11 protein-coding genes are annotated in these 16,320 nt (G+C 70.0%); 8 read left to right on the top strand and 3 right to left on the bottom strand.

Translation table 11 applies throughout. From position 1 onward, the window contains the following. Nucleotides 1-231: 231 nt before the first annotated feature. The 4 genes from J4573_RS03165 to J4573_RS03150 all read left to right on the top strand — a co-directional run bounded on the left by J4573_RS03165 (nucleotide 232) and on the right by J4573_RS03150 (nucleotide 5,977). Nucleotides 232-1,494: an HNH endonuclease signature motif containing protein gene (locus tag J4573_RS03165; protein ID WP_208253644.1), complete on the top strand. Its 1,263-nt coding sequence runs from the start codon at nucleotides 232-234 to the stop codon at nucleotides 1,492-1,494. A 993-nt stretch (nucleotides 1,495-2,487) separates the two neighbouring features. Further along, entirely contained in the window at nucleotides 2,488-3,402 is a 915-nt protein-coding gene (gene kdgD / locus J4573_RS03160) for a 5-dehydro-4-deoxyglucarate dehydratase (RefSeq protein WP_208253643.1), read from the top strand. After that, nucleotides 3,402-4,826 carry an aldehyde dehydrogenase (NADP(+)) gene (locus J4573_RS03155; RefSeq protein ID WP_208253642.1) on the top strand — a complete coding sequence of 475 codons (1,425 nt, stop codon included), beginning with the start codon at nucleotides 3,402-3,404 and terminating at the stop codon, nucleotides 4,824-4,826. The genes kdgD and J4573_RS03155 overlap by 1 nt, the downstream gene beginning before the upstream one ends. Further along, a complete protein-coding gene (locus J4573_RS03150) occupies nucleotides 4,823-5,977 on the top strand; it encodes an L-talarate/galactarate dehydratase (RefSeq protein ID WP_208253641.1) in 1,155 nt (384 codons plus the stop codon). Before J4573_RS03155 ends, J4573_RS03150 begins: the two co-directional genes overlap by 4 nt. Before the next feature lie 64 nt (nucleotides 5,978-6,041). Here J4573_RS03150 and J4573_RS03145 read toward each other — a convergent pair whose 3' ends face one another. After that, a complete protein-coding gene (locus tag J4573_RS03145) occupies nucleotides 6,042-7,397 on the bottom strand; it encodes an enolase C-terminal domain-like protein (RefSeq protein ID WP_307796462.1) in 1,356 nt (451 codons plus the stop codon). Between the two features lie 105 nt (nucleotides 7,398-7,502). After that, nucleotides 7,503-8,387, bottom strand: a complete 885-nt coding sequence (locus tag J4573_RS03140) for a LysR family transcriptional regulator (protein WP_208253640.1) — start codon at nucleotides 8,385-8,387, stop codon at nucleotides 7,503-7,505. 259 nt (nucleotides 8,388-8,646) lie between these two features. Between J4573_RS03140 and J4573_RS03135 the strand changes: the two genes are divergently transcribed. From J4573_RS03135 to J4573_RS03120, 4 genes are all read left to right on the top strand, one after another. After that, nucleotides 8,647-10,176, top strand: a complete 1,530-nt coding sequence (locus J4573_RS03135) for a GntT/GntP/DsdX family permease (RefSeq protein WP_208253639.1) — start codon at nucleotides 8,647-8,649, stop codon at nucleotides 10,174-10,176. Nucleotides 10,177-10,258: 82 nt separating this feature from the next. Continuing rightward, on the top strand, nucleotides 10,259-10,696 hold the full coding sequence (locus J4573_RS03130) for a DoxX family protein (RefSeq protein WP_208253638.1): 438 nt from the start codon (nucleotides 10,259-10,261) through the stop codon (nucleotides 10,694-10,696). Nucleotides 10,697-10,749: 53 nt separating this feature from the next. After that, nucleotides 10,750-12,897, top strand: a complete 2,148-nt coding sequence (locus J4573_RS03125; protein WP_208253637.1) for a hypothetical protein — start codon at nucleotides 10,750-10,752, stop codon at nucleotides 12,895-12,897. A 175-nt stretch (nucleotides 12,898-13,072) separates the two neighbouring features. Beyond that, nucleotides 13,073-15,160, top strand: coding sequence for a right-handed parallel beta-helix repeat-containing protein (locus tag J4573_RS03120; RefSeq protein ID WP_208253636.1), 2,088 nt, complete (start codon nucleotides 13,073-13,075; stop codon nucleotides 15,158-15,160). 54 nt (nucleotides 15,161-15,214) lie between these two features. Here the strand turns inward: J4573_RS03120 and J4573_RS03115 are convergent, their stop codons facing one another. Then, complete coding sequence (locus J4573_RS03115) at nucleotides 15,215-16,162, bottom strand: helix-turn-helix domain-containing protein (RefSeq protein WP_208253635.1); 948 nt, start codon at nucleotides 16,160-16,162, stop codon at nucleotides 15,215-15,217. Nucleotides 16,163-16,320: the final 158 nt, after the last annotated feature.

The following is a 16,320-nucleotide window of genomic DNA, read 5'->3' as shown; positions in this document are numbered from 1 at the left end:
TCCGCTCTGGCTGGTGCCCGTCTGCGGGTTTGTGCTGCCTGAAGGCCGAAAAGCTCAGCGACGAGGAAGGAAGGGGCTGGGCCGGGGGCTGGGTTGTTCGGGTGCGGGCCTCACGGGGCTGAACTACAAGCTTTGATAGCCGCGCCTCGCGCAGGAAAGCACCATCGAAAGAATCTTCGAATATTTCTATACGATCATGAAAATGGCGGAGAGTGATGGTAAAATAACGGTATGAGTTCGATCGTGGCGGGCACCGAATCCGCTTCCACCCAGCAACTGGTGGAAGCGGCATCCGTCATATTCTCCGAACTCGCCGATAGGGCTGCGCCTGAGTCCGGGGCCGCCTGCATGGAATTGGCTGAGGCGCTGGCGACGGTGACCGATCAGGCCGAGCACGTCTTGGCCGGGCTGATCGCGGTGGTCGACCGGACGGGCGAGATGAAGGCGTGGGGTCTGCCCTCCACCCAGGCCTGGCTGCGCTGCCGGATGGGCATGCGCGAAGGCCGCGCCAAAGAACGCATCACCCTGGCCCGGCAACTTCACCGGCTCGGCCGCGTCGACAAGGGCCTGGCCGCTGGTGAGCTGTCGTTCGGGTACGCGGCCACCATTGCTGACGCTGTGCAGCGTCTCAATGACGATGACACCGCAGCGGCCGAGGACATCCTCCTCACTGCCGCAGGCGAGGGTCTGTCGGCGGGGAAGGTCGCCAAGCTGGGCGGGAAGATCCATGACCTGGTGCGTGAGCACAACGGTGAGGACAAGCCGCCCGAGGACGTGCAGCGGGGTTATGAGCGGTCCTGGGTGACGGTCAGCCGGTCGCTGGATGGTGGCTGCTACCTCAAGGGGTGGCTCAACCCCGAGGACACCGCCATCCTGGACGGCACACTCGCGCCGTTGGCCAAGCCCGCCGGGACCGATGACCGTCGTGATCTAGGTGAGCGGACCGCCGCCGCCCTCACTTCCGTGCTCGCCGGTGGCCACGGCGCGACCCGCGTCACGGTGATCGCTGACCTGGAGACGCTGACCGGTGCCGACACCCCCGGGCGACTGCGGGACGGCACGCCGATCCCGGCCGAGCAGGTCCGCCGGTTGGCGTTGACCGCCGGTATCTCACCCCTGATCTTCGGACGCGGACACATCCCCCTCTACCTCGGCCACACCGTCCGGATCGCCAGCGCTGGCCAACGCCGCGTGCTCGAGACGCTGTATGACACCTGCGCCGTTCACGGCTGTGAGGTGCCGGGTTTCCTGTGCGAGGTCGACCACGTCGACGGCTGGGCACTGGGAAGCCCCACCGACATCGACAAGCTGACGCTGTGCTGCGGGTGGCACAACCGCTGGAAACACACCAACCCGCAGCAGATGCAGATCAGCAAGAGCGACGGCCGATTCGTTTATCGGACGCTGGCGCCGGACGGGATCGCACGAGCGCGAAGATCGATCCCCGAACACGACGCCAACCCCTGGCGCGACGATCAATCCCTAGCCGCCTGACCAAGGCCCGGAGGCACCACGCTCCGGGCCCTACAGGCACCAACGCCAACCCAACCACCCACCACCCCCGCGCGAAGCGCGGCCAAAGACCTAACCCCAACCCCGTGGCCACCCGCACCCGAACAAACCCGCCCCCGGCCCCGCCCCCACCTTCCTCGTCGCCGAGCCTTTCGGCCTTCAACCAACACCCACCCGCCAGCCGGGCAGCACACCCCCACGGAAGGGGTGACCGCTGCCGCCCAGTCCGCGCGAAGCGCGCCACCAAGCACGAACCCCAACCCCGCTCCGGGCCTACATGCGCGAACGCCAACCCAGCCACGCACCCGCCATAAGCACCAAGCCCAACCCGCGCCAAGCCCGCAGCCGACCAGCACCCCCAGCCCGCCCCCACCTTCCTCGTCGCCGAGCCTTTCGGCCCTCAACCAACACCCACCCGGCAGCCGGGCAGCACACCCCCACGGAAGGGGCGACCGCTGCCGCTCACTCCGTGCGAAGCGCGCTACCCACCCGCAGCCGGGCACCTAACCCCCATGGATGGGGTGACCGCTGCCGTTCAATCCGCGCGAAGCGCGCTACCCGCCCGCAGTCGGGCACCCAACCCCCGCGGATGGGGTGACCGCTGCCGTTCAATCCGCGCGAAGCGCGCTATCCGCCCGCAGCCGGGCACCCAACCCCCACGGATGGGGAGACCGATGCCGCTCAATCCGCGCGAAGCCCGCTACAGCCCTGAACCCCAGCCACCCACGTGGTGATCCGCAGCCCGACCAGCAACCCAAGCCGCCCACCCACTCTCTTCGTCGCTGAGCTTTCGGCCTCTAGCCATCACCCACCCGGCAGCCGGGCGCCCAACCGCAGCGGAAGGGGCGACCGATGCCGTCAAGGGCCCTCAATCATGATGCCGCAAAGGTATTGATCTATCCCAATATGGTGTTGGACGTGAATCGTTCGGGTTCCTACAGTCGAGCAGGAATGCCCGCCTAGAGGAGACCATTGATGGCCGATCTGACGCCCCGGGAGGTCGCCCAGCGCTTGGGCTCGGGCCTCCTTTCCTTCCCGATCACCCACCTGACGACGGCGGGCACCTTCGACGAGCCCGCCTACAAGGAGCACATCGCCTGGCTGGCGGAGTTCCCGGCGGCCGGGTTGTTCGCGGCGGGCGGCACGGGCGAGTTCTTCTCACTCACCCCGAACGAGGTCGAGACCGTCGTCGGAGCGGCCGTCGCGGCAGCGCCGCCGGGCCTGCCGGTCATCGCGCCGGCGGGGTACGGGACGGCGATGGCGGTCGAGTTGGCCAAGGCGGCGGAACGAGCTGGAGCGCACGCGGTTCTGCTCTTCCCGCCGTACCTCACCGAGGTGGGCCAGGACGGGCTGCGCGCGCACGTGAAGGCGGTGTGCGACGCCACCACCCTCGGCGTGATCGTCTACAACCGGGCCAATGCCCGCTTCGACGATGAGACGGTCGCGCGCCTCGCGGACGACTGCCCGAACCTCGTCGGCTTCAAGGACGGGATCGGCGACATCGAGCAGATGACGCGGATCTACGCGCGGATGGGGGAGCGGCTCACCTACATCGGCGGGCTGCCCACGGCGGAGATGTTCGCGTTGCCCTACCTCTCCCTCGGGCTGACCACCTACTCGTCGGCGATCTTCAACTTCCTGCCCCGGTACGCGGCGGACTTCTATGCGGCGGTGCGGCGGCGGGACGACGCGGCGGTGATGGCGCGGCTGAACGAGTTCGTCATGCCGTACTGCGATCTGCGCAACCGCAAGCCCGGGTACGCGGTCAGCATCATCAAGGCGGGCATGAAGGTCATCGGCCGCCCGGCCGGACCCGTACGCGCGCCGCTGACCGATCTGGACGACGGAGAGCTCGCCGAGCTCGAGACGCTGATCAACAAGGTGAGCTGATGATGAGTGACGTCGAACGGGCGGCCACGCTCGCCTGGGAGGCCTTCGACGGCTACCGCGCCACGAGCACGGAGGCGCGAGCGGCGTTCCTGGACTCGATCGCGGACGAGATCGAGAAGGCGGCGCCGGAGCTGGCTCGCGTGGTGCAGGAGGAGACCGGACTTCCGGCGGCACGCATCGCCGGGGAGACCGCGCGGACGACGGGCCAGCTGCGGATGTTCGCCGAGGTCGTACGGGAAGGAAGCTGGCGGCAGACGTGCATCGAGCCGGGAGATCCCGCTCGGACGCCGCTCCCTCGGCCCGATATCCGGCAGCGATCCATCCCGCTCGGACCGGTCGCGGTCTTCGGAGCGGGCAACTTCCCGCTCGCGTTCTCCGTTGCGGGCGGGGACACCGCTTCGGCGCTCGCGGCCGGGGCGCCGGTGGTCGTCAAGGCGCACCCGGCGCATCCGCGCACTTCCGAAATCGTCGCGGAGGCCATCAGAGCAGCCGTACGGAAGCACGATCTGCCCGAAGGCACGTTCGGCATGCTCCAAGGCGACAGCCACGAGATCGGGCTCGAACTGGTCACACACCCCGCCATCCGGGCGGTCGGCTTCACAGGATCGCGAAGCGGCGGATTGGCGCTGGCCGAGGCGGCCGCGAAGCGTCCCGTGCCGATTCCCGTCTACGCGGAGATGTCGGCGGTCAACCCAGTCTTCCTGCTACCCGGTGCACTGGTGGAACGGGCCGACACCATTGCCACCGGCTTCGTCGGCTCGATGACGGGAAGCGTCGGCCAGCTGTGCACCAAGCCGGGCCTGGTATTCACCCCAGAAGGAGCGGACGGCGACCGCTTCCTGGAAGCAGTGGCCCACGCCGTCAACGAGACCGCAGCCGCGCCGATGTTCAGCAAGAGTGTTGCCGCCGCGTACAGCCGTGGAGTGGACACCCTGCAAGCAACCAGCACGGTCGAGCAGAAAGCACGCGGTAGAGGCGATGCGCCGCAAGGCGTGGCAGGCCTCTTCGTCACGACCGGCGACGACTTCCTGGCCGACAAGCGACTCCACGAGGAGGTCTTCGGACCTGCCGCGATCGTGGTCCGCGTACGCGACGACGAGCAACTGGCCGAGATCGTGGAGCACCTCGAAGGCCAGCTCACCGCGACCGTTCACATGGCCGAGACCGACAAGGAGGCAGCAGCCCAGCTGCTCCGACGACTGGAGCTCGTGGCGGGACGGCTGGTCGTGAACGGCTGGCCCACCGGCGTCGAGGTCGGGCACGCGATGGTGCACGGCGGCCCGTTCCCAGCGTCCTCGGCCCCGGCGACCACGTCCGTCGGCTCCCGGGCGATCGAGCGCTTCCTGCGACCGGTCGCCTACCAGGACGTTCCCGCAGACCTCCTTCCACCCGAACTGCGCAGCGACTCAGGAAAGACGGCATGAGCAACCTGAACGAAGGCGCGGCGACGACCGACCGGATCGCGCGTGTGAAGCTCTCCTCGATCGTGCTGCCGCTGCGCAACCCGATCAGTGACGCGAAGGTGCTCAGCGGTCGGCAGAAGCCGATGACCGAGGTGGTCTTCCTCTTCGCCGAGATCACCAGCGAGAACGGCCACGAGGGCATCGGGTTCTCGTACTCCAAGCGCGCGGGCGGCCCCGGCCAGTTCGCGCACGCCCAAGAGATCGCGCCCATCCTCATCGGCGAGGACCCGTCCGACATCGGCAAGATCTGGACCAAGCTCACCTGGGCGGGCGCCTCGGTCGGACGTTCCGGGCTCGCCGTTCAGGCCATCGCCGCGATCGACGTCGCGCTATGGGATCTCAAGGCCAAGCGCGCAGGGCTCCCGCTGGCGAAGCTGCTCGGCGCGCATCGCGACTCGGTCCGTACGTACAACACCTCCGGCGGCTTCCTGCACACCCCGATCGACGCGGTCATCGAGAACGCCAAGAGGTCGCTGGCGGCGGGCATCGGGGCGATCAAGCTGAAGGTCGGCCAGCCCGACTGGAGGCAGGACATCGCACGCGTCACGGTCGTACGGGAAGCGCTGGACCCGGACGTGCCGATCATGGTGGACGCGAACCAGCAGTGGGACCGCGCGACGGCGATGCGGATGGGGCGGCTGTTCGAGCCGTTCAACCTGGTCTGGATCGAGGAGCCGCTGGACGCCTACGACGCCGACGGTCACGCGAACCTGGCCCGCGCGCTCGACACCCCGATCGCGACCGGCGAGATGCTCTCCAGCGTGGCCGAGCACGTACGGCTGATCGACGCCGGCGCGGCCGACATCGTGCAGCCGGACGCGCCGCGGATCGGCGGCATCACCCAGTTTCTCAAGCTCGCCGCATACGCGGAGAACAAGCAGCTGGAGATCGCGCCGCACTTCGCGATGGAGATCCACCTGCACCTGGCCGCCGCGTACCCGATCGAGCCGTGGGTGGAGCACTTCGACTGGCTGGCGCCGCTGTTCAACGAACGCCTGGAGACGAGCGGCGGGCGCATGCACGTGTCCGCGCGGCCCGGCCTCGGGATCACACTGACCGACCAGGCCCGCGCCTGGACGGTAGGAACGGCGGAGTTCGGCAAGCTCCCCTGAGCCCCGGCAATCGGCTGAGCCCCGGCGATCGGCTGAGCCCCGGCGATCGGCTGAGCCCCGGCAATCAGCGGACCAGCGCGGGGCGCTTCGGGTCGAAGGTCCAACCGGGGATGAGGCTCTGCATCGCGACCGAGTCGTCCCGCGCGCCCATCGCGTGCTTCACGTACAGCTCATGCGCCGCGGCCAAGGCCTCCCGGTCCAGCTCGACACCCAGCCCAGGCCGCCGTTCCGGCACGGCGATGCCACCGTCCTCGATCTCGAACGGCGCGACGGTCAGCCGCTGGCCGTCCTGCCAGATCCAGTGCGTGTCCAGGGCCGTGATGTCACCCGGCGCGGCGGCGCCCACGTGCGTGAACATCGCGAGTGAGATGTCGAAGTGGTTGTTGGAGTGCGAGCCCCACGTCAGGCCGAAGTCGTGGCACAGCTGCGCCACCCGGATGGAGCCTCGCATCGTCCAGAAGTGCGGGTCGGCGAGCGGGATGTCGACCGCGTTGGAACGGATCGCGTGCGCCAGTTGCCGCCAGTCGGTCGCGATCATGTTGGTGGCGGTCGGCAGCCCGGTCGCCCGCCGGAACTCCGCCATCGCCTCCCGCCCCGACAGCCCGTCCTCCGCGCCGCACGGGTCCTCCGCGTACGCGAGCACGTCACCCGCGCCACGGCACACCGCGACGGCCTCGGCCAGCGACCAGGCGCCGTTCGGATCCACGGTCACCCGCGCGTCCGGGAAGCGAGCCGCCAGCGCACGTACGGCGTCCATCTCCCGCTCGCCCGGCAGCACGCCGCCCTTGAGCTTGAAGTCGCGGAACCCATACCGCGCCTGCGCGGCCTCGGCCAGCGCCACGATCGCCCCCGCGTCAAGCGCCGGACGCCGCCGAAGCCGTTCCCAGCCGCCGTCTTCAACCGAGGCCGCCGAGCCGGCCCGGTCCTCGATCACATAAGGAAGACCGGTCGCCGCGGCGTCGCCGACATAGAACAGATAGCCGAGCACCGGCACGACATCGCGCTGAATCCCGTCCCCGAGAAGCTCAGCGACGGGAACCTCCAGGTGCTGCCCGAGCAGGTCGAGCAGCGCCGACTCCAGCGCGGTCACGGCGTGGATGGTCGTGCGCTGGTCGAACGTCTGGAGCCCGCGGCCACCCCGATCGCGTTCGGCGAACCGCCGCGTCACCTCGTTCAGCAGCCGCCCGAGCCGCGGCACGGGCCGACCGGCCAGCAGCTCACCAGCATCGCGGATCGTGTCGGCGATGGCCGCGCCGCCGGGCACCTCGCCCAGACCGACCCGTCCCTCGCTGTCGGTCACGATCGCGATGTTGCGGGTGAAGAACGGCCCGTGCGCGCCGGACAGGTTGAGCAGCATGGAGTCGTGGCCGGCGACGGGGACGACCTCGACCGACGCGATGGTGGGCGTACGTGACGACACGGGTTCATCCTTCGGGGGAGGCGCCGGCAGGAGCCCTGCCCACGGTAGGACGACCGTTGATGCCCGTCCAAGACAAAGACCGCATTGCTCAATACCGTACGAGTATCACACGGTCAGGCCCTCGAGATGGTCGAGCACCCGCCACAGCGCCGGGTTCCGCTGCTCCTTGAGCCACAGCAGATGCAACTCGACCGGCGTGCCGACCCAGTCCGGCAGCGGCAGGTACTCGACGCCGTCGATCCCGAGACGCGTGGCGGCCTCGGGCACGAACGCGATACCCCGGCCCGCCGACACCAGCCAGACCATCGTCAGCACCTGGCTCACGCTGTGCACCACGTTCTGATGCATGATCGGAACGAGGCTGACGACCAGGTCGTAGAAGTAGCGGGCCTTGCCCGGCGTGTGCATGATGAGCGGCTCGCTCGCCAGGTCCGCGGGCTCGACCAGGCGGCCCAGCCCGGTCAGCCTGTGCCCGGACGGCGCGGCCACCATGATGCGCTCGCGGCTGATCGCCCGCGAGTCGAAGACCTCTCCGTCGAACGGCGGGCGCGCCAGCCCGAGGTCCAGTTCGTGTGCGAGCAGCGCCTCGGTCTGCTCCTGCGTCACCATCTCGTACAGGTCCACGTCGACGTCCGGCAGGCGCTCGTCGATGCGCCGCAGGATCGCCGGCAGCGTGGCGAACGTCGACGCCGCGGTGAACCCGACGCGCACCGTACCGGCGGACCCGGCCGAGATCCGCCGCGCCATGTCGGGGGCGTTGTCGGCGAGCGCGAGCAGGCGCCGCGCCTCCGCCAGGAACGCCGCCCCGGCCGCGGTCAGCTCGACCCGGCGGTTGTCGCGCTCGAAGAGCTGGACGCCGATCGACCGTTCCAGCTTCTGGATCTGCCGGCTGAGCGGCGGCTGCGTCATGTTGAGGCGCTCGGCGGCCCGGCCGAAGTGCAGCTCCTCGGCGACGGCGACGAAGCCGCGCAGTTGCTCGAACGAGAACATGATGCCGCGAAGGTATCACTCGATGTCTCATCGGGGTTGGACACGCATGAACCACGTTCCTAGGCTTCCGCGATAACGACCACCCCGGTGACCTCCATCACACCGTTCCCCAACCCCCGCCCCGCTCCCAACCCCCGCCCCGCTCCCAGCCCCGGCCACTCCAGCCCCACCGCTCCCAGCCCCAGCCCCAGCCCCTGCTCCCCGCCCCACCGCTCCCAGCCCCCACCCCCAGCGGACTCGTGGAAAGAGCTGATCCCTCATGCCCCTCGTCATCGTGGCGCTCGCCGTGGTGCTGCTCCTGGTGATGATGACCAGGTACAAGATCAACGGCTTCATCGCGCTGTTCGTCGCGGCGCTGTTCGTCGGCGTCGCGCGCGGCATGGCGCTGCCCAAGATCTACGACGCCATCGTGTCCGGGGTCGGCGACCAGCTGGACGAGCTGATCCTGATCCTCGGGTTCGGCGCGATGCTCGGCAAGGTCCTCGCCGACAGCGGCGCCGCCCAGCGCATCGCCACCTCGGTGGTGAACGTCTTCGGCATCGGCCGCGTTCAGCTCGCCATGGTCCTGACCGCGACCTGCATCGGCATCACGATGTTCTACGAGGTGGGCTTCGTCCTGCTCATCCCGCTGGTCTTCACCATCGTCCGCGAATACCGGCTTCCCCTGCTGTGGGTCGGCCTCCCCATGTCGATGACCCTGTCGACCATGCACAGCTTCCTGCCGCCGCACCCCGGCCCGGCGGCGGTGACCGAGACGTTCCACGCCAGCCAGGGCGTCACCCTGCTGTACGGCCTCCCGATCGCCATCGTGTCCGCCGCGCTGGTCTGCTTCGTCTGGCCCCGGCTGGCGTACGTCAAGCGCATCAACCCGAGCCTGCCGGTCTCGCTCATCACCGAGCGGGAGTTCGACGAGGAGGACCTGCCCGGGTTCGGCACCTGCATGGCGATCGTCATCACCCCGATCGCGCTCATGGCCGCCTCCGCCGTCGCCGAGCTCAGCCTGGGCGAGGACGACAAGGTCCGCGAGTACCTGGAGTTCTTCGGCGAGGCCCCGATCGCCCTGCTCATCGCCCTCCTCCTGGCCGTCGTCCTCCTGGGCCCCAAGATCGCCCAGACGACCACGACTGACGCCGGCAGCACCCCTGCCGCCGGCGGCTCGCCCAGGACCGGCAACGGCGACGACTCACCCAAGCCCGGCGACGGCGGCACGGCGGCGGCACCCAAGCCCGGCGATGGCGGCACGGCGGCGGCACCCAAGCCCGGCGACGGCGGCACGGTGACCGCGCCCAGGTCGTCTGTGGCCGCCGCGACGCGCAACCGGTTCGAGGCGGCGATGGCGTCGTGCAACGAGGCCATCAAGCCGATCGCGATGATCATCATGGTCATCGGTGCGGGCGGGGCGTTCAAGGAGGTGCTGGTCAAGTCCGGGATCGCGGACTACATCGCGGACTTCACGCACGGCTGGAACGTGTCGCCGCTGCTGCTGGCCTGGGGGATCGCCGCGCTGGTGCGCGTCGCGGTCGGCTCGGCGTCGGTCGCGGTGGTCACGGCCGCCGGCATCGTGCTCCCGCTCGTTCAGAACTCGGGGACGTCGCCCGAGCTCATGGTCCTCGCCGTCACCTGCGGCAGCATCGCCCTCAGCCACGTCAACGACCCCGGGTTCTGGCTGTTCAAGCAGTACCTGAACCTTTCGGTCCTCGACACCATTAAGATCCGCACCGGCTATACGACGGCCCTCGCCGTGCTCGGCCTCGGCGGCGTCCTGCTGATGAACGTCGCCGTCGGCTGACCGTTCCGACGCAGGTCAGGCCGCACAAGGTGGTGCGCCAGGTCATGCATCAGATCATGCGAGGGGTGGAAGGAGGAGGAACATGACCATCAATCCACTCCGGGTGGCAGCCCGGGCGCTGACCGGATCGACCTATGCCGTCCTCGGGTTCGAGGCGGCGCGCGAGCCGGGAGGCCGCGTCGAGATGGCGGGGAGCACGCTGGCGGCGGTGCGCAAGGTCGCGCCGCTGCCGGAGGACGACGAGCTGCTCGTCCGTGCGAACGGTGCCGCCATGGCGGTCGCGGGCACGACGCTGGCGCTGGGCTTGTTCCCGCGGGTGTCGACCGCCGTGCTGGCCGCGTCGCTGGTGCCGACCACGCTGGCGGGGCACGCGTTCTGGGCCATCGACGACGAGGGGACCAGCAAGATGCAGCGCGTTCAGTTCCAGAAGAACCTCGCGATGATCGGCGGCCTGGTCTTCGCCTTCCTGGACGCGCAGCAGGCGGCCTCCAAGCGCAAGGCTCGCCGGTCTGAGGTGTAGCCGCTCCGGCACGATATGGGGTGTCTGTCGCCGGGACGCCCTGAGGTGGTCGTGTGCTGGAGGATCTGTCCGAGCCCGAGCAGCGGCTGTCTGAGGCGTTCTCGCGCGGCGAGCCGCTGGATCTGCGCACCGGCGATCCAGCGGCGGACGATCCGGCGCACGGCTCGGGCTGGGGGCCTGAACGAACGGTCCGCGCCGAGCTCCTGGCCTCGCTGCTCCGCGACGCCACTGTCGCCGAGAGGGGCAATCCGCGTGGACTGCGGCTCATCGGCGCCCGCGTCACCGGCGGCCTCTCCCTGGACTTCGCGGAGGTCGCCTGCGTGGTGGTGCTGACCGGCTGCTGGTTCGAGGAACGGCCGACCGCCGAATGGGCGCGGCTGCGTTCGTTCGACCTGTCGGGCTCCGCGCTGCCGGGCCTGAACGCCGACAGTGCCGAGTTCGACGGCCATCTGCGGCTGGACCGCTGCCAGGCCAGGGACTGCCTCGATCTCGGCGCCGCGCAGGTCAAGGGCGACCTCTTCCTGCGCGGCGCCGACCTTGCCGACGTGAACGCCGAACGCCTCCACATCGGCGGCAGCCTGCGAGGACGCGGGCTCAAGACCCACGGTGACCTCTGCCTGGACGCCGCACGGATAGGCGGCAGCGCCGACCTCGCCGACGCCACGTTCGCCAACCCAGGCGAGACGGCCCTGCAGGCGGCCCGGCTGGGCGTCGAGGGCGACCTGTGCCTGGACGGCGGTGTCGTACGCGGGCGGATCCGCCTCGGCGGCGCCACGATCGGCGGCGACCTGCTCGCCCGGTCCGGCTTCACGGCCGAGGGCTCCCTCTACCTGCGCGGCGCCCGCATCGGCGGGCTCCTCGACCTGTCCGGCGCGAGCCTGGCCGAGGACGACGACCATGCGCTGCAGGCCGACCGCCTCACCTGCGAGGGCGGCGTGCTGTGCCGCAATCTGACGGCCCGTGGCGGAGCCAGGTTCGTCGACGCGGACCTGTCCACGGTGCTCGACCTGGCCGGAGCCCGCCTCAGCTCAACGGGACAGGCCCCGTTCGACGGCTCGGCGCTGACCGTGCGCGGCCCGCTGCTCTGCGACAAGGGCTTCGTCATCGACGGCGCGATGATCCTCGCGCACGCCGGGATCACCGGTGACATGATCCTCGACGACGCCGTTCTCACCAACCCGGGCGGCGAGGCGCTGCCGGCGCACAGCCTCACGGTCGGCGGCGGCCTGCGCGCCCGCCGCGCGTCGGTCGAGGGAACGATCGTCCTGCGTACGGCGCGCATCACCGGCGACCTGACGATCGCCGACGCGACCCTGGACGCCAAGGGTGCCGACGGACCCGTCCTGGGCTGCACGGACATCGAGATCGGCGGGGCGCTGATGGCCAAGGACGCGACCGTGCTGGGGGAGATCATGCTCGCCGGAGGCACCGTCAAGGGGGTCGTCAACCTGATCGGCGCCCGGCTCGCCCATCCCGGCGGCATCGCGCTGAGGGCCGAACAGGCGCGCATCACCGAGCTTCACCTGCGTCCCCGCGTACCGATCGAGGGCGGGATCGACCTGCGGAACGCACGGCTGGGAGCCCTGCGCGACGCCCCCGACAGTTATCTCGCTGCCGCAGCGATCCATCTCGACGGCATGACGTTCGACGCCCTCGATCCCGCGACGCCCGTCCGCCAGAGACTGCGCCTGCTCAAGCGGACCGGCGGCCCCGGACCAGGCTCCGGACCAGGCTCCGGACCCGCGTATCTGCCGCAGCCGTACGAGCAGCTCGCCAGCGCGTACCGCCGCCTGGGCCACGACGCCGAGGCGCGCAAGGTGCTGCTGGCCAAGCAGCGACGGCGACGCGCCACGCTCGGGCCGCTCGGCCGGATCTGGGGCTGGCTGCAGGACGTCACGGTCGGCTACGGCTACCAGCCTCTGCTCCCGGCCCTCTGGCTGATCGCGCTCCTGGCCGCCGGAACGCTCGCCTTCGCGCTCGACGCGCCCCGGGCGGCCGAACGTGGCAAGGGACCCGAGTTCAACCCGTTCCTCTACACCCTCGACCTGCTGCTGCCGATCATCGATTTCGGGCAGGAGAAGGCGTTCGCGCCGAGCGGCGTCTGGCAGTGGCTCGCCGCCGTTCTGATCGCGGCGGGCTGGATCCTGGCGACGACCGTCCTGGCCGGGATGACCCGCGCGTTGTCCCGTTCAACCGCCTAGACGCCTCTCAACTGCCTGAACGCCACCTGACTCCTTAGCGATCTTGTTGTCGATGGCCGATTCGGGACAGGGGTCGCCGCCCGATTGAACGTGAAGACCCCTCAAGTTTTCGATCATCCGGTGTTATGTTCCGACCAAGCGTTTGGGCTGTGGCTCCCGGGACGAGGGTGGGCTGATGGGCAGGCGGTATCTCGGCAGGCGTCATCTGGGCAAGCGTCATCTCGGGAGGCTGTGGCTCGCGGTCGCCGCGGCGTTCGTGCTGGTCCTCGGGCTCGTGGTGAGCGCCGACGCGCACATCGAACGCCCCTCGTACTGGCCGCTGCCCGGCCCGGACTGCTCGGTCAGCCCGTGCGCGGGCGGCAAGGTGCCGACGGCGCGGAGCCTGGCGTCGTCGATCCAGACGACCAAGGGCAGCACCACGCGCGTCGTCTGCCGCCCCGACTCGCTCAAGCGGCTGGACGCGGCCATCAAGAAGGCGCTGAGGTCGGGCTACAACCTCCGGCCGCACGACCACCGCCGGTTCACCCAGGCGGAGGCCAAGGAGCTGCGGCGGGTCAACAAGGCGCTGGCCGCACGGTGCACATACGGCGAGATCCAGCCGGCCGTGACCGCGTCGGGCAACAACGACCGCGTCGTCGTGCTGCCGGGCCTCTACACCGAGCCGACCGCGCGCGCGAAGCCCACCCACGACCCGGCGTGCGACAAGTACAAGCTGAGCACCGGCGCGTACTCCTACCTCGGCGAGTACAACTGCCAGAACGACGCCAACCTGATCGCGGTCCTCGGCCGGACGCCCGGCCCGGGCAAGGACCCGGACCCGCCGCTGGTCGACCGGCACGGCATCCCCAACCGCGGCTCGTGCGTGCGCTGCAACCTGCAGCTCGAAGGGTCGGGCGTGAGCGCCGACGACGTCATCGTCGAGGCCGGCGACGCCAGGTCCGGCAACCACGGCCCGCGCAACTCGGCCAAGGACGTCGGCATCCGCGCCGACCGCGCCGACGGTTTCGTGCTGCGGAACGTGACCGTGCGGCACGCCGAGGAGCACGACATCTACGTGCTGGAGAGCAACGGATACCTGCTCGACCGGTTCAAGACGTTCTACGCGGGCGAGTACGGCGTGCTCACCTTCGTCGAGGACCACGGCGTGATGCAGAACTGCGAGGCGGTGGGCAACGGCGACTCCGGGCTGTATCCGGGCTCGGGCGCCAAGACTTCGGCCGGCCGCGACCCGAAGTTCTATCCGACCGCGCGCTACAGCCAGGAAATCCGGTACTGCGACTCCCACCACAACGCCAGCGGCTACTCCGGAACGGACGGCAGCGGCACGTGGCTGCACAACAACAACTTCTACGACAACGGCCTCGGCTTCACGACCGACGTGTTCACCGCGGCCGGGCACCCTGGCTTCCCCCAGCAGGGCGACCTCATCGAGAACAACGACTTCTTCAACAACAACTTCAACCCCTACCTGCCGACCAGTGACGTGGTGCCGACGGTGCCGGTTCCCGTAGGGACCGGGATGTGGATCGCGGGCGGGGACGACAACGTCGTCCGCAACAACCGCTTCCGCGACAACCACCGCCGAGGCGCGATGCTGTTCGCCGTGCCCGACGCGTTCGTCTGCGGCGACAGCCCGATGACCGGCTGCGACCCGCTGAAGCTGTCCACCTCGCACCGCAACTCGTTCTACGGCAACAAGATGAGCGGCAACGGCGTGGACTTCTGGTGGGACGCGTTCCCCGGCAACGTCGGCAACTGCTGGTACGGCAACGGCAAGGCGACAAGTTCGCCGAGCCCGCTGCCGGACTGCTTGCAGGGCAAGGCGCCCTGGCTGAGCTTCGGCTTCGGCAACATCGGCAACGAGGCCGAGCTGCTCACCTGCATGTCCGACCTGAAGCCCGGTGGCCCGTGCCCCTGGTTCACGTCGCCGCCGGTGCCCGCCAAGCCCAAGGCCGCGACCGCGGCTTCAGATGGGGACCACGACCACGGAACGGGTGAGCTGAACGACGCGCTGCTCGCGATCGTGACCTGCGACACCTGGCACGAGATGAACACCGACCAGCGCAACCACATGCTGGGCAATATGCAGGTGTTCATGGGCGGCCAGATCGACCACCCGGGCGCGCGCGGCACCACGCTCACCGCCCAGCAGGCGACGGGCATGCTCAACAACGCGTGCGGCCTGTCGTTCTCCGGCCCGTTCAAGCTCTACAAGCTCTACGCCCGGGCTGCCGCCTTCATGCCGAGGCTGCAGCGGGGCTGAGGCCCGGCGGAACCCCCGACCAGGGCGCGGCGAGCGCGGCCCGCTAGCGCGCGGCTAGCGGGCCGACTCGCGCGACTGATCGCTGGACGGCCCGGCGGACGCGTCGGCGGACGGCTCCGTGGACGCGTCGGCGGACGGGTTGGTGCTCAGCGAGAGCAGCACCATCGCGTCGTGGTCGGGGGTGCCCGGCTCGGCCTGGTAGACGGAGATGCGCTGGCCGTCGGCGCCCAGATGCAGCACCTCGAATTCGAGGGTGAGGGCGCCGACGCGCGGGTGGTTGAACGTCTTGACCTCGCCGCGCCGGGCCCGGACCTCATGCCGCTTCCACAGCGCGGCGAAGTCGGGGCTGGCCGCTTCGAGCTCCTCGATCAATGCGTTCAACGCGAGGTCGTGCGGATGGCCGGCCGTCAGGCTGCGCAACTGCGCGGCACTGCCGGCGGCCGCCTTGCCCCAGTCCCCAAGCACGTCTCTCGCTGCCGGATGCTCGAACACGTAACGGATGGTGTTGCGGCGTTCGACCGGCCACTCGTCGATGCCCGCGAAGAGCGCCAGACCCTCGGGATTGGCGGCGAGCACGTCGCTGGTGCGGCTGAGGACGTACGCCGGGCAAGGCCGCAACTGCTCGAGCAGCCGCAGCACGGTCGCCCGCACGACCGGACGTTCGGCGGCGGGGGAGCGGGACGGCCTCCGCGGCACCCGCCCCGCCGCCTGATCGGCGAGCGCGAGCAGATGATCCTCGTCCTCCACCTCCAGCCGCAGCGCGCGGGCCAGCGCCTCCAGAACGGCCGGGCTGGGGTTGGTCTCCTTGCCCTGCTCAAGCCGGATGTAATAGTCGATGCTCACCCCGGCCAGAGCGGCGAGCTCCTCGCGCCGCAGCCCCGGCGTGCGGCGCAGTCCAGGCCCGTCGGGCAGGCCGACGTCGCCGGGATGCAGGCGCCCGCGGCGGGCGCGCAGGTAGTCGCCCAGCGCGGTAGCGGACGAACTGGACGTACCGGAAGGCATGCCGTCAGTCTGCCAACCCCCCGATCACCTGGGTACCCCCGGCCGCGGCCCGAGCCTGTCCACCCCCGGTGGCCGGGCCCCGTGCCTGGCCCCGTGCCTGGCCCCGTCACTGCCAGGAACACCGCCACCTTCAACGCAGAGCTTCCCGGCCGCATCGT

Origin of the sequence: Actinomadura barringtoniae (assembly GCF_017573505.1) — a bacterium.
In the GTDB taxonomy this organism is placed as follows: Bacteria; Actinomycetota; Actinomycetes; order Streptosporangiales; family Streptosporangiaceae; genus Spirillospora; species Spirillospora barringtoniae.
Note: the sequence above shows the minus strand (reverse complement) of the source record. Positions and strands in the feature narration are given on the sequence as shown.